At 65.9% G+C, this 24602-nt stretch carries 24 protein-coding genes; 11 read left to right on the top strand and 13 right to left on the bottom strand.

Features of this window, described 5'->3' with window-relative positions; all coding sequences use genetic code 11:
* Positions 1–5 precede the first annotated feature (5 nt).
* From E6C72_RS11440 to ftsH, 4 genes are all read right to left on the bottom strand, one after another.
* A complete protein-coding gene (locus tag E6C72_RS11440; protein ID WP_109085604.1) occupies positions 6–767 on the bottom strand; it encodes a response regulator transcription factor in 762 nt (253 codons plus the stop codon).
* Between the two features lie 163 nt (positions 768–930).
* Positions 931–2505: a SpoIIE family protein phosphatase gene (locus tag E6C72_RS11435; RefSeq protein WP_109085603.1), complete on the bottom strand. Its 1575-nt coding sequence runs from the start codon at positions 2503–2505 to the stop codon at positions 931–933.
* Positions 2502–3263, bottom strand: a complete 762-nt coding sequence (locus tag E6C72_RS11430; RefSeq protein ID WP_247875674.1) for an ABC transporter substrate-binding protein — start codon at positions 3261–3263, stop codon at positions 2502–2504. Before E6C72_RS11430 ends, E6C72_RS11435 begins: the two co-directional genes overlap by 4 nt.
* A 162-nt stretch (positions 3264–3425) precedes the next feature.
* Positions 3426–5213 (bottom strand): ATP-dependent zinc metalloprotease FtsH, encoded by a 1788-nt coding sequence (gene ftsH / locus E6C72_RS11425; protein ID WP_109085601.1) that lies wholly within the window; start codon positions 5211–5213, stop codon positions 3426–3428.
* Between the two features lie 266 nt (positions 5214–5479).
* On the opposite strand from ftsH, the gene E6C72_RS11420 reads away from it, so the two are divergent.
* The 4 genes from E6C72_RS11420 to E6C72_RS11405 all read left to right on the top strand — a co-directional run bounded on the left by E6C72_RS11420 (position 5480) and on the right by E6C72_RS11405 (position 8762).
* Positions 5480–6304, top strand: a complete 825-nt coding sequence (locus tag E6C72_RS11420) for an ABC transporter ATP-binding protein (protein ID WP_109085600.1) — start codon at positions 5480–5482, stop codon at positions 6302–6304.
* Between the two features lie 7 nt (positions 6305–6311).
* Positions 6312–7112, top strand: coding sequence for an ABC transporter permease (locus E6C72_RS11415; protein WP_109085599.1), 801 nt, complete (start codon positions 6312–6314; stop codon positions 7110–7112).
* Positions 7113–7147: 35 nt separating this feature from the next.
* Positions 7148–8176 carry an ABC transporter substrate-binding protein gene (locus E6C72_RS11410; RefSeq protein ID WP_109085598.1) on the top strand — a complete coding sequence of 343 codons (1029 nt, stop codon included), beginning with the start codon at positions 7148–7150 and terminating at the stop codon, positions 8174–8176.
* A gap of 151 nt (positions 8177–8327) precedes the next feature.
* Positions 8328–8762 (top strand): ArsC/Spx/MgsR family protein, encoded by a 435-nt coding sequence (locus tag E6C72_RS11405; RefSeq protein ID WP_109085597.1) that lies wholly within the window; start codon positions 8328–8330, stop codon positions 8760–8762.
* Positions 8763–8771: 9 nt separating this feature from the next.
* On the opposite strand, the gene E6C72_RS11400 is transcribed toward E6C72_RS11405, so the two are convergent.
* Positions 8772–9167 carry an acyl-CoA thioesterase gene (locus E6C72_RS11400; RefSeq protein ID WP_109085596.1) on the bottom strand — a complete coding sequence of 132 codons (396 nt, stop codon included), beginning with the start codon at positions 9165–9167 and terminating at the stop codon, positions 8772–8774.
* 108 nt (positions 9168–9275) lie between these two features.
* Between E6C72_RS11400 and parE the strand changes: the two genes are divergently transcribed.
* The 3 genes from parE to E6C72_RS11385 all read left to right on the top strand — a co-directional run bounded on the left by parE (position 9276) and on the right by E6C72_RS11385 (position 12879).
* Entirely contained in the window at positions 9276–11264 is a 1989-nt protein-coding gene (gene parE, locus E6C72_RS11395) for a DNA topoisomerase IV subunit B (protein WP_109085595.1), read from the top strand.
* A gap of 151 nt (positions 11265–11415) precedes the next feature.
* Positions 11416–12222 carry a hypothetical protein gene (locus tag E6C72_RS11390; RefSeq protein WP_247875673.1) on the top strand — a complete coding sequence of 269 codons (807 nt, stop codon included), beginning with the start codon at positions 11416–11418 and terminating at the stop codon, positions 12220–12222.
* 102 nt (positions 12223–12324) lie between these two features.
* On the top strand, positions 12325–12879 hold the full coding sequence (locus E6C72_RS11385) for a hypothetical protein (RefSeq protein ID WP_109085594.1): 555 nt from the start codon (positions 12325–12327) through the stop codon (positions 12877–12879).
* A 6-nt stretch (positions 12880–12885) separates the two neighbouring features.
* Here E6C72_RS11385 and E6C72_RS11380 read toward each other — a convergent pair whose 3' ends face one another.
* Positions 12886–13602 (bottom strand): alpha/beta fold hydrolase, encoded by a 717-nt coding sequence (locus tag E6C72_RS11380; RefSeq protein WP_109085593.1) that lies wholly within the window; start codon positions 13600–13602, stop codon positions 12886–12888.
* 16 nt (positions 13603–13618) lie between these two features.
* Positions 13619–14164 carry a hydrolase gene (locus E6C72_RS11375; RefSeq protein ID WP_109085592.1) on the bottom strand — a complete coding sequence of 182 codons (546 nt, stop codon included), beginning with the start codon at positions 14162–14164 and terminating at the stop codon, positions 13619–13621.
* A 257-nt stretch (positions 14165–14421) separates the two neighbouring features.
* Between E6C72_RS11375 and E6C72_RS11370 the strand changes: the two genes are divergently transcribed.
* Together E6C72_RS11370 and E6C72_RS11365 are read left to right on the top strand one after the other, a co-directional pair.
* Positions 14422–15984, top strand: coding sequence for a DEAD/DEAH box helicase (locus E6C72_RS11370; RefSeq protein ID WP_109085591.1), 1563 nt, complete (start codon positions 14422–14424; stop codon positions 15982–15984).
* A gap of 4 nt (positions 15985–15988) precedes the next feature.
* Complete coding sequence (locus E6C72_RS11365) at positions 15989–16231, top strand: Lrp/AsnC ligand binding domain-containing protein (RefSeq protein ID WP_042694936.1); 243 nt, start codon at positions 15989–15991, stop codon at positions 16229–16231.
* A 70-nt stretch (positions 16232–16301) separates the two neighbouring features.
* Here E6C72_RS11365 and E6C72_RS11360 read toward each other — a convergent pair whose 3' ends face one another.
* The 3 genes from E6C72_RS11360 to E6C72_RS11350 all read right to left on the bottom strand — a co-directional run bounded on the left by E6C72_RS11360 (position 16302) and on the right by E6C72_RS11350 (position 19649).
* Positions 16302–16721 (bottom strand): winged helix-turn-helix domain-containing protein, encoded by a 420-nt coding sequence (locus E6C72_RS11360; RefSeq protein ID WP_109085590.1) that lies wholly within the window; start codon positions 16719–16721, stop codon positions 16302–16304.
* Between the two features lie 18 nt (positions 16722–16739).
* Positions 16740–17867, bottom strand: coding sequence for a PLP-dependent cysteine synthase family protein (locus E6C72_RS11355; RefSeq protein ID WP_109085589.1), 1128 nt, complete (start codon positions 17865–17867; stop codon positions 16740–16742).
* Between the two features lie 93 nt (positions 17868–17960).
* Positions 17961–19649, bottom strand: a complete 1689-nt coding sequence (locus E6C72_RS11350) for a methyl-accepting chemotaxis protein (RefSeq protein WP_158280155.1) — start codon at positions 19647–19649, stop codon at positions 17961–17963.
* Positions 19650–19883: 234 nt separating this feature from the next.
* Here E6C72_RS11350 and E6C72_RS11345 point away from each other — a divergent pair, with 234 nt between their 5' ends.
* Positions 19884–20615 (top strand): DUF6065 family protein, encoded by a 732-nt coding sequence (locus E6C72_RS11345; RefSeq protein WP_109085587.1) that lies wholly within the window; start codon positions 19884–19886, stop codon positions 20613–20615.
* Positions 20616–20630: 15 nt separating this feature from the next.
* On the opposite strand, the gene gmk is transcribed toward E6C72_RS11345, so the two are convergent.
* Positions 20631–21278, bottom strand: a complete 648-nt coding sequence (gmk, locus tag E6C72_RS11340) for a guanylate kinase (protein WP_109085628.1) — start codon at positions 21276–21278, stop codon at positions 20631–20633.
* A gap of 39 nt (positions 21279–21317) precedes the next feature.
* The gene (locus E6C72_RS11335; protein WP_109085627.1) at positions 21318–22184 is read right to left on the bottom strand and encodes a YicC/YloC family endoribonuclease; all 867 of its coding nucleotides are present in this window, start codon (positions 22182–22184) and stop codon (positions 21318–21320) included.
* Between the two features lie 142 nt (positions 22185–22326).
* Between E6C72_RS11335 and E6C72_RS11330 the strand changes: the two genes are divergently transcribed.
* Positions 22327–23088, top strand: coding sequence for an SDR family oxidoreductase (locus E6C72_RS11330; protein ID WP_109085586.1), 762 nt, complete (start codon positions 22327–22329; stop codon positions 23086–23088).
* A 3-nt stretch (positions 23089–23091) separates the two neighbouring features.
* On the opposite strand, the gene E6C72_RS11325 is transcribed toward E6C72_RS11330, so the two are convergent.
* A complete protein-coding gene (locus E6C72_RS11325) occupies positions 23092–24378 on the bottom strand; it encodes a hypothetical protein (RefSeq protein WP_109085585.1) in 1287 nt (428 codons plus the stop codon).
* Between the last annotated feature and the right edge of the window lie 224 nt (positions 24379–24602).

Raw genomic sequence — 24602 nt, 5'->3', positions numbered from 1 at the left:
CCGGTTCACCCGTGGGTGGCGCCGACCACCCGGATCGGGGCGGAGAAGACATAGCCGACGCCATGCACCGACTTCAGCGGTGCAGGACCGCCGATGGCGCCTTCAACCTTGTGGCGCAGGCGCCCGACGACCGTGTCGATGGAGCGGTCTTCCGGGTTCCAGCGGCGATTGTACAGCGCCTGGGAAATCTGGTCGCGGGTTGCCGGCTTGCGGGCCTGTGCGGCCAGCAGGCTGGTCAGCTTCATTTCCATGCTTGTCAGGTTGATGCGGATGCCGGCGGGATTGGTCAGGCTCCATTCCGTGGGGTCCAGCGACCAGCGGGCCTCGTCCATCCCATCTCCGGCGGCATCGATGGGCGCGTGACCGTTGGCGGACTGGGCGGCCGATTCGGCGGCGCGTTCGCTCAGGCGGCGCAGCAGCGACTTCACCTGCGCTTCCAGTTCACGCAGCTCGACCGGTTTCACCAGATAGGCATCGGCACCGATCTCCAACCCGACGACGCGATCGACGGTGGAACTGCGGGCGGTGACCATGATGATGCCTGCGCCATGGCCGTCGCGCAGCCTCGCCGCGATCTTGAACCCATCCTCGTCCGGCAGGTTGACGTCCAGAATCACGATGGCGGCGGTGCGGGTTTGCAGAAGCCCGTCCAGTTCCGTCCCGTCGCGTGCACCGATGGCATCGAATCCGCAGCTCGACAGATACTCGACCATGTCGGTCCGCAAGGAATTCTCATCTTCGACCACGACGATCGTCGGACCGGCCATGCCGTGCTCTCCCTATCACCACTCCAGCGGGTGCAACATACCCCAGAATGTGTAAATTTTAAATCAAACTTGAGTAGTAACCAGAACCCAGGATACCCCTGCGTCACAACCCGTCACAATAAGTGACATCTCTGTAACAGATTCGCGTTGCGGTCCAGGGATTTTACGCGGCGCGGCGGCCGGACCCTGCATCGGGGATGGCGACTGCGTCCGTCAGCCGCACGCGGAAGCCGAACAACGTGATGTCGTCACGCTGTTCCCGACCGCCCTGGAACTGGTCCAGCGAGTGTTCCAGAGCGGTCCTCAGCCGGTCGAGCGGACCGTCGCCGCCCCGGCTCAGCAAGTCACGCAATCTGATCCGGCCGAAACTGCGCCCGCGTTCCCCGCCATTCTGGTCCACCAGCCCATCGGTGCCCATCAGGAAGGTCTGATCGGCCCGCAGAGCGACGAGATGATTGGTGAAAGATGGCTCGGCGCCATTTCCGGCGGAGTCCAGCGCAATGGGGCGATAACCCAGGCTGCGGCGGTCGCCCCGCAACTCCGTCACGCCACCGTCGGTGACGATCAGCAGCGGGATGCGGGCGCCGGCGAAGACCAGTTTTCCCTTGGCCGGGCGGATGTGACACAGCCCGAGATCCAGCCCGTTGTCGAAACAGTCGGTTCCGCTGCGCGCCCCCTCCTCCTGATGCAGGGCGGCGCGCACCTTGCGATCGACGGCGGCCAGCACTGCGGCCGGATCTTCGGCGCCCAGCTGGTCCAGAACATTGTTCAGAATGGCACTGGCGGTCATCGTCATGAAGGCGCCGGGCACGCCGTGGCCGGTGCAGTCGGCCACCGCAACGACGAAGCCATCCGCCACCTCGCGGCAGAGATAGAAGTCGCCGCTGACCACATCGCGCGGCCGCCACAACACGAAATGCTCAGTCAGTCCGGCCGACAGCGCGTCGGCGGACGGCAGGATGGCGGATTGGATCAACTGGGCGTAGTTGATGCTGTCCATGATGGCGCGGTTGGTGGCGGCCAGTGCCTCCGTCCGCTCGCGCACCCGGCTTTCCAGAGTGCTGGTGTGGTCCTGCACCGTCGCCGCCATCCGGTTGAAGCCGTCCGCCAGCACACCGATCTCGTCGATTCGCCCGGCATCCATCCGGGCGCCGTAATCGCCGCGCGCCATGGCGCTGGCCAGCTGGGTCAGCCGGCGCAACGGACGCAGCACCATGCGGTTCAGCGTCAGGCCGAGCGCCACCACCGCACCCAGCAGCGACAGCAGCAGCAGCCCGGCCACCGGGATCAGCGCGTCCAACGTGGCTTGCCGGACCTCGGCCGTCGAATAGACGATGCGCAGATGGCCGACCGTCTGCACCCGACCTTCGCGTCCATGCAGCAGGATGGGGCGTTCGACCGTCACCACATCGGCATCGTCCCCGGTCTTTCCGGCGGTGGTCCGCGCCAGCGGCTCCTCGCGATCGCTCTCGAAAATGGCGATGGAGCGGATGGCAGTGTCGCGGCCGGTCAGCGCCTCGATCATCCGTTGGGCGCTGCGGTTGTCCAGCTCCCACACCGGACCACTCAGCGCGTCGGCCTGGGTGGCGGCGACCAGTTCGGCCCGCCGCAGCAGATCCTGGTGGCGCTGTCCCTCCACGATATGCTCCGACAGCAGCATTGCAGCGGTGCCGATGCTGGCCGTCGTCAGCAGGATGGCACCGGCCACCCGCGCCAGCAGCGAGGATCGCCGCTTCACGACAGGATTCCGCTGCGCCGCCACAACGCTTCCAGCTGTCCGTCCGCCTCCAGCCGGTCGAGCAGCGACTCGAGCCAGCTGGCGGTGATCGCCGCGCCGCGCCGGGTCAGGATGGTGTGCTCGTAAATCTGGTCGGTCCGGTCGGAGACCAGGATCTGGCGTGCCAGTTCCGGTTCACGCTGAAGGAAGCGGGTGAGGAAGGATCGGGTGACGATGGCGAGGTCGGCCCGGCCGGCGACCACGCTGCGGACATTGCCCTCATGCGTCACGGTGACGCGGGTACGAAAGCGTTGCTCCAACCGCTTGGGGTCGGCATCGAAATCGGCGAAGGCGTAGTGATAGCCCAGCCGGCCGAGGATCGTCTTTCCGCTCAGGTCGTCGAAATAATGCTGGTCGATCCCTGGCGCCGCCCTGGCGATGAAAACCTCTGCATCGCGCAGGAAGGGGCGGGTGGCTTCGATCGGGAGGTCCTGCCAGCCCCAATTGCGAGACTCGAAGGCGATCATGTCGAACCGCCCCTGTTCCAGATCATCGTAACGGCGCTGCGGGGCGGTCCTGACCATCTCGAACCGGAATTCGCTCTGCGCGCCGTTCAGCAGGTCCAGCAGGTCACGGGTGACCCCACCACCCGTTTCATCGACATAGGGCGGAAACTCATAGGCGCCGACCCTGACCACCGCCGCGCTCGCATTGACCGGAGTGGCATAAGTCGGGGCAGGGCGCGCCGGCAGAAAGGGAACGGCGCAGAGGAGGGGCAACGCGGCTCTCAAAACCGTACGGCGGGATAGCGGCCCCGTCATCGCGCCCCTCTCGTGTTACTTCGAAATGATTAGGATCAGTCTACCCCCGTATGCACCCGTGCCGCAATGCGGGACATTTCCTTAGCGGTCGATCGCACAGTCTCGACACCGGCCTCTCCTTCAAGCAGCCTCGGTTGCGCGTTCTGTCTGGCTGTCGGCCAGGGCGGCGATCTCATCGCCGCTCAGTGTCTCGCGGTCCAGCAGGGCTTGGGCTATGCCGTCCAGCGCGGCGCGGTCGCTGCGCAGCAGACGGCGGGCATGGTCCATGCCTTCGTCGGTGATGCGGCGGACCTCCTCGTCGATGCGCCAGGCGGTGCGTTCCGACCGCGCTCCCGGCTGAGCCGCCGCATGGGCGACGAAGCCGATCTCCTCGCTCATCCCCCAGGCGGTGACCATCCGCCGCGCCAGATCGGTGGCGGCGCGGAAATCGGCCTCGGCTCCGGTGGTGACCTGATCGGCGCCGAAGGCGATCTCCTCCGCCGCGCGACCGGCCATGGCGACGGCGATGTCGGCCATCAGCTTGGCGCGGGAGACCGACACGCGGTCGCCCTCCGGCAGCCGCACCACCATGCCCAGCGCGCCGCCGCGCGGGATGATGGTTGCCTTGTGGATCGGGTCGGCTTGCGGGCAGCGCAGCGAAACCAGGGCGTGGCCGGCCTCATGGACGGCGATCAGCCGGCGTTCATGCGCCGTCAGGGCGAGGCTGCGGCGCTCGGTGCCCATCAGCACGCGGTCCTTGGCGGCTTCGTAATCAGCCATGGTGACGACGACGCGGCCCTGGCGTGCCGCCGACAGCGCCGCCTCGTTGGTCAGGTTGGCGAGTTCCGCACCGGAGAAGCCCGGCGTGCCTCGCGCCACCGTCCGGGTGCAGACGTCGGGGGCCAACGTCAGGCGACCGGCATGGACGTCCAGGATGGCCTCGCGCCCGGCGACGTCGGGCAGACTGACATGGATGTGGCGATCGAAACGGCCGGGGCGCAGCACGGCGGGATCGAGCATTTCCGACCGGTTGGTGGCCGCGATCACCACCACCTCGCCGCCCTCGACGATGCCGTCCATCTCCACCAGCAGCTGGTTCAGCGTCTGCTCGCGTTCGGAATGGCTGGTCGACTCGCCGCGCTTGCCGGCCAGCGCGTCGATCTCATCGATGAACAGGATGCAGGGGGCGTTGGCACGGGCGGTCTTGAACAGGCTGCGGACGCGGGCGGCACCCAGCCCGACGAACATCTCGACGAAATCCGATCCCGACGAGGCGAAGAACGGCACGCCGGCCTCGCCCGCCGCCGCCTTGGCCAGCATGGTCTTGCCGGTGCCGGGCGGGCCGACCAGCAGGATGCCCTTCGGCACGCGGGCGCCGGCCATGGCGAAGCGGCGTGGGTCCTTCAGGAACTGCACTGTCTCGCGCAGTTCCTCCTTCGCCTCATCCACACCGGCCACGTCGGCAAACACCGTGTTGGTGTCCTCGGGCCGCACGCGGGTGGCGCGGCCCATGCCGAAGAACTGCCCGCCGCTCAGGAACAGGCCGCCGATGAGCAGGGCCACCACCAAAAAGGGCGCGGCACGGTCCAGCACGCCCACCGTCTGCGCCACCAATCCGCCCGGAGCCTCGTCGAAGGCGATGGCGACCTTGTGGGCGCGCATCTCCTTCAGCAGGTCGTCGGTCACCGGCATGATCACGCGATAGCGGCTGCCGTCGGTGCCGACCGCGTGACCGGAACCGGTGCCGGTGGCGAAGGTGATGGAGCTGAGCTCGCCCCGCACGGCCTGCTCGATCAGCGCGCTGTAGGTGGCCGGCCGTTCCTCCGCCCGCTGGTGGTGATCGTACCAGGCGGCAAAGCCGAGCCACGCGGCAAGCAGGGCGGCCAGGACGGCAAGCGCGATCAACGGGCGTTTCGGCAGCGTGGGCATGTCGGCTCCGCGAAGGGAAAGGGGCTGGCTTTCGATCTATGCCATAGATGACATCATTGATGCTGGAGGGCAGGGCGCCCCGGCAACCGATAAGGGCCCGCGTCCCTTCTTTGACACCGTAAGCGGTGCATTTCCGGAATGGCTCCCTTTGGAATCCACGGAGATCTCAAACGGTTGCCGATAGGATTCTCTTCGGACAGTATGGTCCTCCAACCAAAGACACCGCCCGCCAAAGTTCATCGCCAAAATATAAGGACCACACCGATATGGCCGAGGCCGCCGCCGCGGCGCCCGCCCTTCAGCTGGAGGGCGTGACCTGCACCTTTCCCTCGCCCGACGGCCGGGGACGTTCCTACACCGCCGTCCAGGGCGCCAGCTTCACCGTGGCCGATGGGGAGTTCGTGTCGATCGTCGGCCCGACAGGCAGCGGCAAATCGACGATGCTGAACGTCGCCGCCGGCCTGCTGAAGCCCAGCGAGGGCCGCGCGCTCTCCTTCGGCCAGCCGGTGACCGGCATCAATCCCAAGGCCGGCTACATGTTCCAGGCCGAGGCGCTGATGCCCTGGAAGTCGGCGCTCGACAATGTCGCCGCCGGGCTTGAGTTCCGGGGCGTGTCGAAAGCGGAGGCGCGGGAGCGCGCGCTGCCTTGGCTGTCGCGCGTCGGGCTGGAGGGGTTCGGCGACCGTTTCCCGCACCAGCTTTCCGGCGGCATGCGCAAGCGCGTTGCGCTGGCCCAGACGCTGATCGTCGATCCGAAGATCATCCTGATGGACGAGCCCTTCTCGGCGCTCGACGTCCAGACCCGCCAGATGATGGAGAACGAGCTGCTCGACCTGTGGGCGGCGGACCGCAAGTCGGTGGTCTTCATCACCCATGACCTGGAGGAGGCCATCGCGATGTCCGACCGGGTGCTGGTGCTGTCCGCCGGTCCGGGATCGCGGCTGATCGGCGAATACCGCATCGATCTCGACCGTCCGCGCGACGTGGCGGAAATCCGCATGACCCCGCAGTTCCTTGCCCTGCACCAGGAGATCTGGGCGCAGCTGCGCGACGAGGTGCTGAAGGGCTACGCCCAGACCAAGCTGCGGTGACGACATCATGAGATCCCACGCCAAACGCCTGCCCAGCCGTCCCGTCATCCTGCTGCTTCAGTTGGGAGTCCTGATCGCCTTCTTCCTGATCTGGCATGTCCTGACCGACACGAAGATTCTCAGCCCCTTCTTCTTCGGCACGCCAGGGGCGGTGCTGGCCCGCACCTGGGCTGATTTCGCCTCTGGCGTCATCTGGTATCATCTCGGCATCACGCTGCTGGAGACCGCGCTGGCCTTCATCATCGGCACGGTGGCCGGCATCGCCTTCGGCTTCTGGTTCGCCCGCGCGCCGTTGGTCTCCGTCGTCTTCGACCCTTACATCAAGGCGGTCAACGCGCTGCCCCGCGTGGTGCTGGCGCCGATCTTCGCGCTGTGGCTCGGGCTCGGCATCTGGTCGAAGGTGGCGCTGGGGGTGACGCTGGTCTTCTTCATCGTCTTCTTCAACGTCTACCAGGGCGTGAAGGAGGTCAGCCCCGTGGTGCTGGCCAATGCCCGCATGCTGGGCGCCAGTTCCCGCGACCTGTTCCGCCATGTCTATCTGCCCTCGGCCCTGTCCTGGGTCTTCTCCTCGCTGCACACCGCCGTCGGCTTCGCCATGGTCGGTGCGGTGGTGGGCGAGTATCTGGGCTCCGCCGCCGGGCTCGGCTACCGCATCCATCAGGCGGAGGGGGTGTTCGACACCGTCGGCGTCTTTTCCGGCATGCTGGTGCTGACGATCTTCGTCGTCCTGATCGACGCCGCCGTGACGGTGATCGAGAAGCGGCTTCTGCATTGGCGCCCGCAGGACAACCAGGCCGGGCAGCACTGAAATCCAGTAGGGAAATCCAATTGGGGAGGCAACCAATGAAACTCAAATCGCTGATCGCGGCTGCCGCGGTCGCCCTTACTCTCGGGACGGCCGGTCTGGCCGCAGCCCAGCAGAAACTTGAGAAGACCGACATCAAGATCGCCGTCGGCGGCAAGCCGCTGCTCTATTACCTGCCGCTGACGCTGGCCGAGCGGCTGGGCTACTTCAAGGAAGCCGGGCTGACCGTCGAGATCAGCGACTTCGGCGGTGGCGCCAAGAGCCTCCAGGCCTTGGTCGGCGGCTCCGCCGACGTGGTCACCGGCGCCTACGACCACACCATCCAGATGCAGGCGAAGGGCCAGCCGATCGTCGCGGTGACGCAGCTCGGCCGCTATCCCGGCATCGTCCTGGCCTCGGTCAACAAGTCCGGCACCGTCAAGTCGGTGAAGGATCTGAAGGGCAAGAAGGTCGGCGTCACCGCTCCCGGTTCCTCGACCAACTTCATGCTGAACTATGTCCTGACCTCGCTCGGCATGAAGCCGGAGGATGCCTCGGTCATCGGCGTCGGCGGCGGGCCCAGCGCCATCGCCGCCATCAAGCGCGGCGAGATCGACGCCATCGTCAACCTGGACCCGGTGATCAGTCAGGCCCAGGCCGATGGCGACATCACCATCCTGGCCGACACCCGGACGGAAAAGGGCACGATCGACGTCTATGGCGGTCCCTATCCCGCCGCCGTGCTCTACATGAAGCCGGACTTCATCAAGGAGAATCCGAAGACCACCCAGGCGCTGGCCGACGTCTTCGTCCGCACCATGCTGTGGCTGAACAAGGCCAGCACCGACGACGTGCTGAAGGTTCTGCCGGAGGAGTATTTCCTGGGCAACAAGTCGCTCTACGCCCAGGCCTTCGAGCATTCCAAGCCGACCTATTCGCCGGATGGCCGCTTCACCCAGGACGGCGCCGATGCCGCGCTGAAGGTGCTGAAGGCCTTCGACCCGGCGGTGGCGTCGGCCAGCATCGACCTGTCCAAGACCTACACCAACCAGTATGTCGAGGATGCGCTGAAGCGCCTCCAGAAGTGAGCCTCGCCGCCCACTCCTGAATACCCACAGAAAAAATGTGGGCGCGGCATTCTGTCGCGCCCTTTTTCATGCTGCACCGCCGTTAGACTGGACGAAATCGGTCCTGATTGCTCCCCGGATCAGGATCGTCCATCCAGCAGCGGAGTGTCCCATGGCCGAGGTGATTTTCTACGGACTGGCCGGTTGCCCGGCGAACGCCAAGCAGAAGCAGCAGTTGGCCGCCGCCGGCCACACGCTGGTCGAACGCGACCTCGCCACCGCCGACCTGACCGCCGCCGATCTCCGCGCCTTCTTCGGTGAGAGGGAGGTCGATGGCTGGTTTAACCGCCGTGCCGCCGCTGTCAAATCCGGCGCCGTCAAGCCCGAGGCTCTCGACGAGACCGCCGCGCTGGCAGCGATGCTGGCCGACCGCGAGTTGATCCGCCGGCCGCTGATCCAGGTCGGCGACCGCCGCGAGGCCGGCTTCGATCCCACGACGCTGCATGGCTGGATCGGCCTGACCTCCGGCGAAAGCTGCGACGACAAGCACGCCCGCGGCCAGTGCGACCACGGTCACCAGCATTTCGTCAAGGCACCGGCGGCCTGAGAAGACTCATCACTCCGGCGGGACTTCGCGCGGCTTGCGGTCCTCGCCGATGGCGACGTAGGTGAACACGCCTTCCGTCACCTTGATCGGGTCGGAGCCGGAGCGCTCGCGCCGCACCCAGGTCTCGATGCGGACACGCAGCGACGTGCGGCCGACCTTCTCGATCCGGGCGAAGCAGCTGACCTCGTCGCCGACGAAGACCGGCTTGTGGAAGGTCATCGCCTCGATCCCGACGGTGGCGACGCGGCCATGGCTGCGCCGCACCGCCACCGTCCCGCCGGCCAGATCCATCTGTGCCAGCAGCCAGCCGCCGAAGATATCGCCATTCGGGTTGGTGTCCGCCGGCATCGCGATGGCCCGCAGAGCCGGGCCGTTGTCGAAGTCGTATCCGTCCGCTGCGCTCATGCTTCCTCCGGCGTCAGAAAAATTTCGTCCACAAAACCATGTGGCGACGCAGTATAAGCGGCCCAGGACGCGCTTGCGCACCCCTGACGAAATTCCTATCATCCCGTCATGAGCGATCTTTTCGAGAACACGGCCCCCAAGGCCGACAGCTATTCCGCCCAGGACATCGAGGTTCTGGAGGGGCTGGAGCCTGTCCGGCGTCGACCGGGCATGTATATCGGCGGCACCGACGACCGTGCACTGCACCATCTGGTGGCCGAGGTGCTGGACAACGCCATGGACGAGGCGGTGGCCGGCCATGCCAGCCGAATCGATCTGGAGCTGGCCGCCGACTATACGGTGATGGTGCGCGACAATGGTCGCGGCATTCCCATCGACGACCACCCGAAATATCCGGGCAAGTCGGCGCTGGAGGTCATCATGACCACGCTGCACTCCGGCGGTAAGTTCTCCAACAAGGTCTACCAGACCTCGGGCGGCCTGCACGGCGTCGGCCTGTCGGTGGTGAACGCCTTGTCGGACCGGCTGACCGTGGAGATCGCCCGCGAAAAGCAGCTCTATGTGCAGGAGTACAGCCGTGGCCTGCCGCAGGGGCCGCTTGCCCATCGCGGCAATGTCAACCGGCGCGGCACCACCATCCGCTTCCACGCCGATCCGGAAATCTTCGGCGAGACCGCTCATTTCGAGCCGCACCGGCTCTACAGGTTGGCGCGCTCCAAGGCCTATCTTTACCGCGGCGTCGAAATCCGCTGGAGCTGCGATCCATCGCTGCTGTCGGTCGACGCCACCACGCCGGCCTCGGAGACCCTGCACTTCCCCGGCGGGCTCCAGGACTATCTGAACGCCGCGCTGAAGGAGCGCAAGACGCTGACGCCGTCGCCCTTCGCCGGCGCGCTCGACTTCCCCAACGGCCAGGGCCGGGTGGAATGGGCGGTGGCTTGGCCCGACGATGACGAGGGCTTCTCGCACACCTACTGCAACACCGTGCCGACCCCGCAGGGCGGCACGCACGAGGCCGGCCTGCGCACCGCGCTGACCCGCGGCCTGAAGGCCTATGGCGAGCTGACCAGCAACAAGCGCGCCGGTCAGGTCACCGCCGACGACGTGATGGGCGACGCCTGCGTCCTGCTGTCGGTCTTCATCCGCGAACCGCATTTCCAGGGCCAGACCAAGGAAAAGCTGGTGACGGCGGAGGCACAGCGCCTCGTCGAGACCGCGGTGAAGGACCATTTCGACCATTGGCTGTCGGGCGACCCGCAGAGCGCCAACGGTCTGCTCGAACGCCTTATCGAAAAGGCGGAGGAGCGGGCGCGCCGCAAGCAGTCTAAGGAGATGACGCGCAAGTCGGCCACCCGCCGCCTGCGCCTGCCCGGCAAGCTGGCCGACTGCTCGCGCAACTCCCCGGAAGGTACCGAGCTGTTCCTGGTGGAGGGCGATTCGGCAGGCGGCTCCGCCAAGCAGGCGCGCCAGCGCGAGACCCAGGCAATTCTGCCGTTGCGCGGCAAGATCCTGAACGTCGCCAGCGCGTCGGTCGACAAGATGAAGGCCAACCAGGAGCTGAACGATCTGGTCCAGGCTCTGGGCTGCGGTGTTGGCAAGGACTTCTCGACCGACAAGCTGCGCTACGAGCGGGTCATCATCATGACCGACGCCGATGTCGACGGTGCCCACATCGCCTCGCTGCTGATGACCTTCTTCTACCGCGAGATGCCCGGCCTGATCCAGGAGGGGCACCTGTACCTCGCCCTGCCGCCGCTCTACCGCCTCAGCCATGGCAACAAGCAGGTCTACGCCCGCGACGACGCCCACAAGGACGAGTTGCTGTCGAAGATGTTCAAGGGCAAGAAGCCCGACATCAGCCGCTTCAAGGGCCTGGGCGAGATGATGCCGGCCCAGCTGCGCGACACGACGATGGACCCGTCCAAGCGCTCGCTGCTGCGCGTGGTCGTGCCCAATGCCGCCGATCCGGAGGAAAAGCCGGAGTGCGAGCGCACGCGGTCGCTGGTGGAGGATCTGATGGGCAAGCGGCCGGAGCTGCGCTTCAAGTTCATCCAGGACAACGCAAAGTTCGTGAAGGCCGACGACATCGACGTGTAATCTGCCGGATGGCAATCAAATCCGATCGGAAGGTAGAAAAACCAACACCCATTTCTCTGTTTTGGGGGGTGCGTTTCCCGGGCTATCATCCCGATCGCTGTCGTTCCGGGAGACCGTCTCGCGGATACCAGCCCCGACCCGCAGGAGGCGCATGCATCCCCTGGCTTTTTCCGGTTCCGAGATTCCGGCCGATGCCGTCCCGCCTGAACTCGTCGCCCAGGCACTGTCGTCGCTCACCCCTTTCGTCACCGATCTGTTCGTTCCGCGCTATCAGTCCTGCGAGGTCGGGCGCTGGCGCTTGAGAATGGCGCCGCTCCTGGTGAGTGCGGGCTACTGGAGCCCGGCGCTGATGACGACGGACACCGCGGCCCTGCTCCGGCGCGAGGCGGACGGCGAGTATCGTTGCTGGATGTCGATGACGCCCATGGAGATAGAAAGCCAGGAGATCGGTGTGCGCGCCGCCACCGGCCATACGGTGGTGATGGGCATGGGCATGGGATGGGCGACTGTGAATGCGGCGTTGCGGCCGGAGGTGACGAAGGTCACGCTGCTCGAACTCGACCCGGATGTCATCGAGGTGAACCGCCGCATCGGCCTGTTCGACCAGCTTCCCGCCGAGATCGTGGCGAAGATTGACATCGTCAACGGCGATGCTTTGGCCTACTGCGGCGACGAGCCGGCCGACACGCTGATGACCGACATCTGGCTACCGATCAACGGCGATGAACGGATGGCGCAGTCGCGGATCATGGCGCGCAACACCCGTGCCGCCCGGGTCTATGTCTGGGGGCAGGAACTCGCCATCGCCAGACGCGCCCGCGCGCTGGGACTGGAGTTGACGGAAGAGACGGTCGCCCGCATCGTCGCGGAATTCGACCTTCCCCTGATCGGCCCGGAGCGTTCGGACTATCCGGACCTGATTGCCCGTGCTGCCGCCAAATGGCTGAAGGATTTGTGACGGATCGGGGGCATGGAGCTATGGAGTCGTGCGGGAGAACGCTCGCCCTTCGGGCAACCGCTCCCCATATCCGGCCAAGCGACACCCACGGACGAACCGATCATGCGCCTGTTCCCGCTGCTCGCCGCCCTTCTGCTGGGGGCCTCCGCTCTCGCCGCCTGCACCAACGAGCGGGTGGTGGCCAGCGAGCCGACCCCAGCCTACACGCGCAGCGAGGTCGCCTATGCGGCCAACGACCGCGACCTTCGCGTGGTTCTGCACGGCAATCCGTTCGGCCTTCCCCCGGACCGTTTCGCCGAAAAGGTTCTGCCCCTTATGCAGAACCGCGTCCTGGGCGTGAAGACCACCCTCACCACCACGCCAAACGACACGGCGCGGCGTGATTACAAGGTCGTGCTTGCCTTCAACGTCGCTGAAAACATGCTCAACTCGGCCCTCTGCACCGACGGGCCGATCCCCACCTCTCCGCCGAGTGGTCCCATCGTCGTGCAGGGAGCGTTCTGCCGGTCGGGTGGCGCACTGACCTCCGCCACAGGCTGGCTCGACCGGCCACAGGGGCCGGACGATCCCGATTTCCGCAGCCTGATCAGCGACATGACCTTTTCGCTGTTTCCCAGTCAACGGTCGGAGCTGTTCTGCAACCAACCCGATTGCTGATGAAGGTCAGCCCCGCAACAGCCAGTCCCGCATCAGTGCGGTGACCGCCTGTGGCTGCTCCATCGCCGACAGGTGACCGCAATCCTCGATCAGAACCAGTCGGGCCGCCGGGAGGGCGTCCGCCATTTCCTCATGCAGGGCCGGCGGCGTCAGGATGTCCTGGCGTCCGCAGATCACCAGTGTCGGACAGCGGATGGCGGCAAGTCCCGGCCGGCTGTCCACCCGGTTGATGATCGCCTGCTGCTCCCGTGCATAGCCATCGACGCCGACCCGCTCCATCTGCGCCAGAACGGAACGGACAAAGCTGTCGTCGGCGAGCCGGTCGGGATGGATCAGCCGGGGCAGGGCGGCGCGGATCACCTGCCCGTAGCGGCCCTGGCGGGCGAGTGCCACCGCTTCCCGCCGTGCGGCCGTCGCCTCCGCCGTGTCGGGGCGGGCGTTGGTGTCGAGCAGGGCCAGCCGCTCAACCCGTTCCGGTGCCCTTCGCAACAGTTCCAGCGCGACGTATCCGCCCATCGACAGGCCGGCGACGGCGAAACGATCCGGTGCCTGGGCCAGCACCTTGTCGGCCATCGCCGCGATGCTGTCGCAGTCGGCAAGCTCCATCACCCGCGGGTCGGCCACCTCATCGAGATGCCGGACCTGATGGTCCCAAAGCGCCGCGTCCAGCGGCATGCCTGGCAGCAGGATCAGGGTCGGACGGCCGGTTGAGATCGAGGACATGGGGTTTCTCCCGCGCTCACTTCACCAGCGCGCTGACGACCTTGAAGACGGGCGTTCCGGCCCGCTCCATCCACTCGAACAGCGCCATTTCGGTGGTTACGATGGTCACGCCGGCGGCGCGCATCCGCTCCAGCGCCATGGTGCGGTTGGCTGGTGTGCGCGACGACACGGCATCGGCCACCAGATAGACCGCATGGCCCTGCTGGCGCAGCCCAAGCGCGGTCTGCATCACGCAGACGTGCGCTTCCGTTCCGCACAGCACGATCTGCGGGCGCTTCAGGTCCTCGATCGCCGCATTGAAGGCCGGTTCGCCGGTCGAGCCGAAGGTGATCTTCTCGATCACCGGGGTGCCTGCCGGCAGATGGGCGCGCACCGCTTCCACCGTCGGCCCCAGGCCCCGCGGATATTGTTCGGTCACCAGCACCGGCACCGACAGGGCAGCGGCCCCTTTCAGCAGCATTCCGGTGTTGCGGACGACGCGCTCGGAGTCGTGGATGGCCGGCAGCAGCCGTTCCTGCACATCCACCACCACCAGCACCGATTCCTGGGCACGAAGAATCATCAAATGCTCTCGACCGTTCCATTTGAAGCGGACCGCCCGGTTTCAGGGCGTCGGCAAGCGCCGCGACTCGCGGTATTGCCGGACGACAGCCTAGCGCAGGGCGCGGATTTCGCCAACGCGGCGTGTTTTCGCGCCAATTTTCGGGTTTGGAACATCGGATCTATTGACATGCAGCTTTGACTTCCTATTCTTCGGCCTCATCCAGGCATCGGGTGTTGAACGCCCGATTTGCGCACTCCAGAACAGAAACAGGTTGGATGCTTTTTTCGGAACTTGGGCTTGGCCCTGACGTCCTGCGCGCCATCGAGGACAAGGGTTACACCCAACCGACGCCCATTCAGGAACAGGCAATTCCCTGTGTCCTGCAACGCCGCGACGTGCTGGGCTGCGCGCAGACGGGCACCGGCAAGACGGCGAGCTTCACCTTGCCCATGATCAGCATCCTGGCGTCGGGCCGTGCCCGTGCGCGCATGCCGCGGTCGCTGATCCTGGAGCCGACGCGCGAGCTGGCCGCCCAGGTGGCGGAAAGCTTCGAGACCTACGGCAAGTACCACAAGCTCAGCATGGCGCTGCTGATCGGCGGCGAGACCTTCACCGAACAGGTGAAGAAGCTCGACCGCGGCGTGGATGTGCTGATCGCGACTCCGGGTCGTCTCATCGACCTGTTCGAGCGCGGCAACATCATGCTGAACGACATCAAGGTCTTCGTCATCGACGAGGCCGACCGCATGCTCGACATGGGCTTCATCCCCGATATCGAGCGCATCGTCAGCAAACTGCCGAAGACCCGCCAGACGCTGTTCTTCTCGGCGACCATGCCGCCGGAAATCCGCCGTCTGGCCGACGCCTTCCTGACCGAACCGCTGGAAATCACCGTGGCGCCGCCGGCCTCGCCGGCCGAGACGGTGACTCAGGCGCTGGCGCTGGTCCACGAGATGGACAAGCGGAAGGCTCTGCGCCATCTGCTGCAGACCGAGGACGTGAAGAACGCCTTCATCTTCTGCAACCGCAAGCGCGACATCGCCGTACTGCAGAAGTCTCTTGAACGCCACGGCTTCAATGTCGGCGCGCTGCATGGCGACATGGTGCAGTCCAAGCGCACCGAGACGCTGGAGCGGTTCAAGCAGGGTGAGATCACGCTGCTGGTCTGCTCCGACGTCGCCGCCCGCGGAATCGATGTCCAGGGCCTGAGCCACGTCTTCAATTTCGACGTGCCGCTGACCCCAGATGACTATGTCCACCGGATCGGCCGCACCGGTCGCGCCGGCAAGCAGGGCCGGGCCTTCATGCTGGCGACGCCGGACGACACGAAACTGGTCGGTGCAATCACGCGCCTCATCAAGCGGGAGATTCCCATGATCGCCATCGACGGCCTGGAGACGGCCGAGTTCGGCGAGGAAGACAGCAGCAGCTCCCGTGGGCGTGGCCGCGGCCGTGGTGGTCGCGGAGCCAAGTCGGACAGCCGTTCGGAGTCCCGTCCGCCCCGTGGCGGCCGTGAGGAGCGCGCACCGCGCGAGGAGGCAACGCCCCGCGAAGAGCGCGCCGCTGACCGTCCTGCCCGTGACGAGCGTCCCGTGCGCGATGAGCGTCCGGTGCGTGAGGAGCGCCAGCCCCGCGAATCGCTGGCCGCCGCCGAGTCCCGTCGCAACAGCGAGCCGCGTCGTGATCGTGACCGTGGCGACCGCCGTCGACGCCGTGACGACGATGACGATGACGTGCAGGTGATCGGTTTCGGCGATCATATGCCGGCCTTCATGCTGCGCTCGGCCCGTCCGCGTCCGTCCACCGAGACCTTGACCGACCCGTCGCAGGAGGGCTGAGCCCGTGCAGACCATCTTCGTCATGGTCAAATGCGATCTCGGACGTGCCTATGAGGTCGCCGATCAGGCTGTGCAGCTCATCGAACAGGTGTCGGAGGTGCATTCCATCTCCGGCCAATACGACCTGTTGATGAAGTGCTACCTGAAGCAGGACGACGACATCGGTCGCTTCGTGACGGAGCATGTGCAGACGCTTGCAGGTGTGCGCGACACCTTCACGCTGATCGCGTATAAGGCATTCGCATAACCACGCTGGCTGTGCGGGAATGAAAAGGCCGGGCGATTTGCCCGGCCTTTTTCTTTGTCGCGTGCCCCGGTTATCTTTCCGGTCCGCAGCCCGGCCCCACCGTCGGGTCGTTGGCGAAACTCCCGTCGTCGACCTGTTTGTTCGCGCCATAGTCGGGGTTCGTCCCCGCCATCAGCGCGGAAAGCCGGTGGGCGGTCGCCACATGGGCCTCGCGTTCGACCGCGCGGTAATGGTCGATGACCTGTTCGCCGAAGGCGGTCAGCACCGTGCCGCCGCCATGCTTGCCGCCGACCGCCGCACTCACCACCGGCTCGCGGAAGATGCGGTTCAGGTCGTCCACCAGCAGCCACGCCCGCCGGTAGGACATGCCCAGCGCCCGCCCGGCGGCGGAGATGGAGCCGGTGTCGCGAATCCGCTCCAGCAGAGCGATCTTGCCCGGCCCGATCGAACCGCCGCTTTCAAAATCGATGCGGATCCGCATGCGGGTCATGGCCGCGGCCTCCCCGGCTCAGCGTTCGGCCGATTCCAGCCCGTCGCCGCTCCAGGCGCCGGTGCGGAAGAAGCCGTCGATCCGTTCACACCACGGGTCAATGTCCATCCCGTTCGACGCCAGCCAGTCGCGGTTGAAGTAGGTTCCCATATAGCGGTCGCCGGGATCGCAGATCAGCGTGGCGACACTGCCCCGACGCCCCTCGCGCATCATGCCGGCGATCAGTTCGATGGCGCCCACCAGATTGGTGCCGGTCGAACCACCGCAGGCGCGGCCCAGCCGCTCGCGCAGCACCCAGATGGCGGCGACGCTGGCGGCGTCAGGCACGCGGATCATCCGGTCGATCACCGTCGGCTGGAAGGACGGCTCCACCGTCGGCCGTCCGATTCCCTCGATGTTGGACCCGCGGCCGACGCTGGCCTTCGGATCATTGTCACGGAAACCGGTGAAGAAGGCCGAATGCTCGGGATCGGCCACGCACACCCGCGTCGGCAGACGGCGATAGCGGACATAGCGCCCGAAGGTGGCCGAGGTGCCGCCGGTGCCGGCGCCGCAGACGATCCAGTCCGGCACCGGATGCGGTTCCTGCGCCAGCTGCTCGAAGATCGACTGGGCGATGTTGTTGTTGCCGCGCCAGTCGGTGGCGCGCTCGGCATAGGTGAACTGGTCCATGAAATGACCGTCGCAGTCGCGGGCCAGCTGCTGCGCCTCGGCGCAGACTTCCGACGCGCGTTCCACCATATGGCAACGGCCGCCATAGAACTCGATCTGCGCGATCTTGGCCGGCGAGGTGTTGCGCGGTACCACGGCGACGAAGGGCAGCTCCAGCAGCTGGGCGAAATAGGCCTCAGACACCGCGGTGGAGCCCGACGACGCTTCGATCACCGTCGTGCCCTCGCGCACCCAGCCATTGCAGATGGCATAGAGGAACAGCGACCGCGCCAGCCGGTGCTTCAGGCTACCGGTGGGGTGGGTCGATTCATCCTTCAGGTACAGCGTGATTCCCGATGCCGCCGCGATCGGCAGCCGCAGCAGGTGGGTGTCGGCGGATCGGTTCACGTCCGCCTCGATCCGGCGCAGAGCCTCGTCGAGCCAGCCCCGGCGGGTAGCGGTGAGGGTGTTGGCGGTGGGGGAGGGGGCGGTCATGGGGTCCTGTCCGACAGTTCGCTGGCCCCATCCATAGCGCGGAATTTTACCGAATGCATCCGGTAGAATTCTCCTCCCCACCGCGGCTGATGGTCAGCCCTGGCGGATGCGGGCGACGAAGGCCGACACCTCGCTCAGCATGCGGTCGGCCCGCTGGCCCACCGCGCGGGCCGCGGCGGCCACCTCGGCGGAGGCCTGACCGGTGGCGGTGGCGTGGCTGCACACCAAATTCAGGCTGTCGGACACCGAGCTGACGCCCTGCGCCGCCTCGTTGACATTCTGGCTGATGTCGCGGGTTGCCGCCCCCTGCTCCTCGATGGCGGCGGAGATGCTGGAGGCGACGCTGTTCACCGTTTCGATGGCGCCGCCGACCCCGCGCATCGCCTCGACAACGGAAGAAGTCGCATCGGTCATCGCCGCGATCTGCGCCTGCACGTCGTCGGTCGCCTTTGCCGTCTGGTTGGCGAGGTTCTTCACCTCGCTGGCGACCACGGCGAATCCCTTGCCGGCCTCACCGGCGCGCGCGGCCTCGATGGTGGCGTTCAGCGCCAGCAGGTTGGTCTGCTCGGCGATCGAGCGGATCAGGTCGACCACCTCCACCGTGCGGCGGGCGACGCTGTCCAGCTGTTCGATCAGGGCGTAGGTACGGCGGACATCCTCAACCGCGCGGGCGGAGCCGGTCGTCGACTCGGCGATCTGCTGGGCGATCTCCCGGATCGAGGCGGCCAGTTCCTCGGTCGCCCCGGCCACCGCCTGGACATTGCCGGAGGTCGTCTCGGCGGCGTGGGCGGCTCCGTTCATCAGGCGGGTGGTCTGCTCCGCCCCGCTGCTCATGGCGCCGGAGGTCTGGGTCAGCTGTCCGGCCGACTCGGCGACCGACTGGACCAGCGCGCCGACCGAGTTCTCGAACTCGTCGGCCAGCCGCCTCATGGTGGCTCGGCGGGTCTCCTCGGCTTCCCGTTCCAGAGCGGCATGGCGGCGGCGCAGATCCTCGGCCTCGATGGCGCTGAGGCGCAGGGTTTCGACCGAGCGCGCCAGCGCCCCGACCTCGTCGGCGCGGTCGGTGCCGGCGACCTGGGCGGCCAGGTCGCCTTTGGCGATTCGGTCGGTGGCGGTGGCGATGCCGTCCAGCCCCTTGCCGATTCGCGACACCAGACGGAAGCCGAACAGCCCCAGCAGCAGGGCCGCGACCAGCGTCACGACCAACGTTTCGATCAGCGTGCGGCGGAAGGCGGCATCGACATCGTCGATGTAGACACCGGTCCCGATCATCCAACCCCACGGCTCGTAGATCGCGGCATAGGCCAGCTTGGGAAAGGGTTCGGTCCCGCCGGCCTTGGGGAAGTTGTAGATCAGGGTGCCGTCGCCGCTGCGCGCCGACTCGATCAGGCCGCGGATCACCAGCACGCCGTTGCTGTCCTTGAAATCGGCAAGCTTGCGCGTGCCTTCCAGGTCCGGGCGCACACCGTGAAAAACGTTGGTGCCGTCGAACTCGTAGCCGAACATATACTCGTTTCCGAAGAAGCGCAGGGCGCGCAACGCACCCTTGGCTCTCTCCTGCGCCTCCTGCCGGCTGAATTCACCTTTGGCGGCCCGGGTGTCATAGGACTTCATGATCGACAGCGACGTCTGCACCACGGCCTCGATGGAGTGGCGATATCCCTCAACCATGGTCTCGCGCTTCGACGTCGCGGACCAGATGCCGGCCACCAGGATGGTGGCGAGGAACAGCCCCTGAAGAATCAGGAGCTTTGCCTTGATGCTCTGAAGTTTGCCGATCATTGCCCAGTTCCATCCCATGCGTACGAAGCCGTTTCCGGTACCTGACGGCACCGGATGTTACAGCCCTCTAATTAAACCGACGCTAATGTAGCGCGCCTGTCATACTGGAGTATTGATCGTTGACGCAATGCTTAACGTATGGGGCAGGGGTAATCCCAATGGCGGCTTGAACGGTTGTGACCGCTGGTGCGCCAGGGTTACGCATGATGGCGAAGTCTGCCAGTATACGACGCCATGACGCTGATCGCTTACCCGCTCTCGGGTGTGATGCCCGATATCCGCCCGGCCCGCCCGACCCGCGACTGGATCGATGCGCTGCCGGAGCAGTATGGCTACCGCTGCCTGCCACTGAACATTGCCAGCATGCATGGGTGGGAGGTCTGCTCTCCGGTGCGGGTCACGGCGGTGTGGGACGGCAGCACCGGGGTGGAGGCCATTACCGTCACGGCCGATGAGTTGCATCCGCTGTCGCCGGCAAGCCATTTCGGCAGCGGCGTGCTGACTTTCCATGTCGCGGCGCTGTTCCGCACACCGCCCGGTGTCAACCTGATGGTAACCGGCCCGCTGAACCACCCCAAGCACGGCATCATGGGTCTGTCAGGGATCATCGAGACCGACTGGTCGCCCTATCCCTTCACCATGAATTGGAAGTTCACGGCAGCCGGCAGGCCTGTGACCTGGGAGAAGGGGGAGCCCTTCGCCCATCTGATGCCGATCCAGCGCGGACTGGTGGAAAGCCTGACGCCGGAAATCCGCGACCTCGACAGCGATCCGGAGACGGCGGCGCAGTACCGCGCCTGGGCGACCTCGCGCAGCCAGTTCAACAGCGATCTTCAGACGCCCGGCAGCACAGCGGCACAGGAACGCTGGCAGAAGGGCTATTATCGCGGCAAGCAGCCGGACGGTGGAGACGGCCCGCCCGACCACGAAATCAAGGTGCGGGCGAAGCCGTTTCCGAACAAATAGCGATCCGGGGAGTGGTTACAGCGTGTCCTGGATGCTGCGCACGAACTCGGGAAGGCCGACCTGACGGCGACGGCGCAGCCGTTCCGCATGCAGGATCGACTCGACCGCTGCGATGCTGTCGTCGACGTCGCTGTTGACGATGACGTAATCATATTCCGGCCAATGGCTGATCTCGTTGGACGCCTTCGCCATGCGGTTGGCGATGACTTCCTCCGAATCCTGGCCGCGACCGCGCAGACGGCGTTCCAGTTCGCTGACCGACGGCGGCAGGACGAAGACGCTGACCAGATCGTCGCGGGCGTTCTGCGCCAGCTGCTGGGCGCCCTGCCAGTCGATGGCGAACAGCACGTCGCGGCCGGCACCGAGAGCGTCCTCAACGGCCACCCGCGGCGTGCCATAGCAGTTGCCGAAGACGCGGGCATGTTCCAGCAGGTCACCGGTCTCCGCCATGCGGTCGAAACGCTGCTGATCGATGAAATAATAATCCAGCCCTTCGACCTCGCCGGGGCGCATCGCCCGCGTGGTCACCGACACCGACATGGTGATGCCGGAATCGCGCTCCAGCAGTCCGCGGGCGATGGTGGTCTTGCCGGCGCCCGACGGGGAGGACAGCACCAGCATCAGGCCGCGCCGGTGGATCAGGGAGGTGTTGGTCGCAGCCATGGCGGTCACTCGCAATTGCCGGTCATTGGGTAACGGTCGTTATTCGATGTTCTGGACCTGCTCGCGCAGCTGCTCGATCGAGGCTTTCAGCGACAGGCCGATGCGGGTCAACTCGACGTCCGCGGATTTGGAGCAGAGCGTATTGGCCTCGCGGTTGAACTCCTGGCACAGGAAGTCGAAGCGGCGGCCGATCGCCCCGCCCTCCGCCATCATGTCGCGCGCCGCCTGGATGTGGGCGCGCAGGCGGTCCAGCTCTTCGCGGACATCGGCCTTGCCGATCAGGATCGCCGCCTCCTGGGCCAGCCGCTCTTCCGACAAGGCAGGGAAGGAACCGAGGATCGCGGCGACCTGGGCGCGCAGCTTCTCGCGCAACGCCTCCGGCTGGGTGGAAGCACAGGCCGAAGCCGCCTCAACCAGCCGGGCAATCTCGTCGAGATGGCCGTTCAGCACCTCGGCGATGCGGGCACCCTCCGCCAGCCGGTTGACGACGAGCTGGTCGATCAGTTTGGCTAGATCACCCTTCAACGCCGATTCGACGCGCTCACGCGCCTCGGTCTCGTCCTCTTCCACCGGCTCGATGATGCCGCGGACCGCCAGCAGCGAATCCAGCCTCGGTGCAGCAGCGCCGGCGCCTTCGATCTCGCGCGCGATTTCCAGCACCTGGGCCAGAAGCTCGCGGTTGATGCGCAGCTGGGAAACCGCCTGCGCCCGGTTCACGGTCAGCGTGAGATTGACATTGCCGCGGGCCAGCCGCTTCGGCACATCGGCGCGGGCCGCCGCCTCGACGCTGTCGAAGCCGGACGGCAGGCGGCAACGCAGATCCAGGCTGCGGCCATTGACGCTCTTGGCCTCGAAGGTCCAGGAATAGCCGTCACCATGCCCGTCGACGCGTGCGAAACCGGTCATGCTGGCAATGACGGGGCGATGGGCTGGCAAAGGCGGCCTCTTTTGAAAATCGGTGTCGATTGATGTCGTGCTTATAAACGCGACCTCACCCCACAACAAGCTTCGGCGCCATATGGCGGTCGACGGACAGGGCGGGACCCTCATGAAACAACCGTGTTCCATCGTCATCACCGGCGCCTCCAGCGGCATCGGCGAGGCTCTGGCCATGCTCTATGCCGCGCCCGGAATGGCGCTCGCTTTGACCGGTCGCGACTCCGCGAGGCTGGAGGCGGTGGCGCAGCGCTGCCGCACCGCCGGCGCCGGGGTCGAGACGGCGGTGATCGACGTGGCCGACCGTGCGGCGATGGCGGAGTGGCTCGCGCAGATAGAAGCCGCGACGCCGGTCGATCTGCTGATCGCCAATGCCGGCATGTCCGCCGGTACCGGCGACGGCTTTGAGTCGGAGGAACAGGCCCGCCGCATCCTCGCGGTGAACATCGACGGCGTTCTCAACAGCATCCATCCGCTGCTTCCGGCAATGCGGGCGCGGCGGCGCGGACAGATCGCCATCATGGCCTCGCTGGCCGGCTTCCGCGGCCTTCCCGGCGCGCCGGCCTATTGCGCCAGCAAGGCGATGGTCCGGGTCTATGGCGAGGCGTTGCGCGGCGATCTGGCCGGCGAGGGGATCGGTGTCTCGGTGATCTGCCCCGGCTTCGTCAAGAGCCGGATGACGGCGGTCAACCGCTTCCCCATGCCGTTTCTGATGGAAACCCCTGCCGCGGCCCGCGTCATCCGCCGTGGACTGGAGCGCAATGCCGCGCGAATCGCCTTCCCCTGGCCGATGATGGCCGCCGTCTGGCTGCTGGCCCTGCTTCCTCCAGCCTGGACCGATGGCCTGCTGCGGCAGGCGCCGCGCAAGCCTTAGCCTTCAATCGACCTTGGCGTGCGCGATGGCCTCGCGGACGCTGACGCCCTTGCGCATGATGTTGTCGACCGCGCGGCCCTGGACCAGATTGATCCCCATCTTATGGGCGTAGACGAGACTGGTCACGCTGTCGCAGCGGGCCAGGATGAACTTGCAGCGGTCCTGTTCGGCGATGCGGTCGCGGAAATACTTCTCGAACGACGGGTCCATCTCCAGCATGTCGTTCGACCAGAAGATCTTGGCGTAATCCGCGTTCAGATATTCCAGGTCGAAATTCGTCACCCAGAACGGATTCAGCCCATCGACCGCGATCTGGTACCGGCGGTCCTGCGCGAACTCCACCACCTCGTTGAACAGCGACAGGTTTTCGATCAGGTCGCCCTTCGAGACTTCAAGCACCACCTGCCCGCGGAAATCGATCGGCAGCCGCTCGTCGAACTTCACGAAGCCGGTCGAGATCACGGTGGACAGGTTGATGTTGATGCCAATCCGCCGCCCGCGCATGAAGCTCAGCCCGTGGTTCAAGGCCCGCAGAACCGACTGGTCGAGATTGGCGGTGAAGTAGTTGAACAGCCACTTGTTGGCGGTGATGTCGTAATCAGGGCAAAGCCGCTCCTGCAGCAGCTTGATGGAGATGTAGAGTTCGAAATACTCCATCTCCGCGTCGCCAGTGCCAATATTGGCGATACCCTGGTTGAACAGAAAGGGGGACAGATCGAACATCTGCATGGAGCGTTCGAGCTTGCCGAGTTCTTCCAGTGTGATCGGCGGCTTTGTTTCGGTGACGTGGCTGCCGGTCTCGCTTGCCTGCAACTCTTCTATGAAACGGATGACGTTGATGAAGTTCAACGCCAATTCCATGATCGAATAGAGCGAGTATTCCTTGTAGGGGTTCGGCCCCGTCAGCGTCGTCTTCGACAGGAAGACCTGCTCCACCGTCTGACAGACGTCGGTAACGCCGGTCAGCTTCAGCCCCTTGTAGAGGATGATGACGTCGCCGTTGGAGATGTTGAAGGACTGAAGGTAGGAGGCTTTGCTGGCCAGTTCCTGGATGATGGATCGCACCATCATCTGGCTGGTCGGATCGCGGTCCTTCAAAAGCGACAGGTGCATGTGGATCAGCCGCATGCCCTGCAGTTCGTTCTTGGCCGACCGCAGCAGGTTCAAAAGCTTGTCGTTGTCGAATTCCGGCTTCTGGTCCTTGGCGGCGGCAACGGCGGCCTGCTTTTCCGTGGTGGAAAGCCGGACACGGTCCCGTCCAATGGGTGGTCTGCCGCCAAACCTGCTCATACCTTGCTCACTCCCACAACAAGCGTCGCGCCTGCCAACCACCCGTATGATCGGCCGCTCGTTGTTCGGCGGCCTTTAACCCTGCATTCCGGCATCCGTGGCCGGGCAGCATTTTTCCGGCTGGCAGACCGGCCGGGCGCGCTCGATCCATCCGATGCTGCGGAATCTAACCGATCTTAACCGTAACTTTCTTTAAAAAGCCCTTAAGGCTAAGTCCGGGTGCA

It is taken from the genome of Azospirillum sp. TSH100 (genome assembly GCF_004923295.1).
Taxonomy (GTDB): domain Bacteria; phylum Pseudomonadota; class Alphaproteobacteria; order Azospirillales; family Azospirillaceae; genus Azospirillum.
This window is presented reverse-complemented; position numbering and strand designations above follow the sequence as displayed.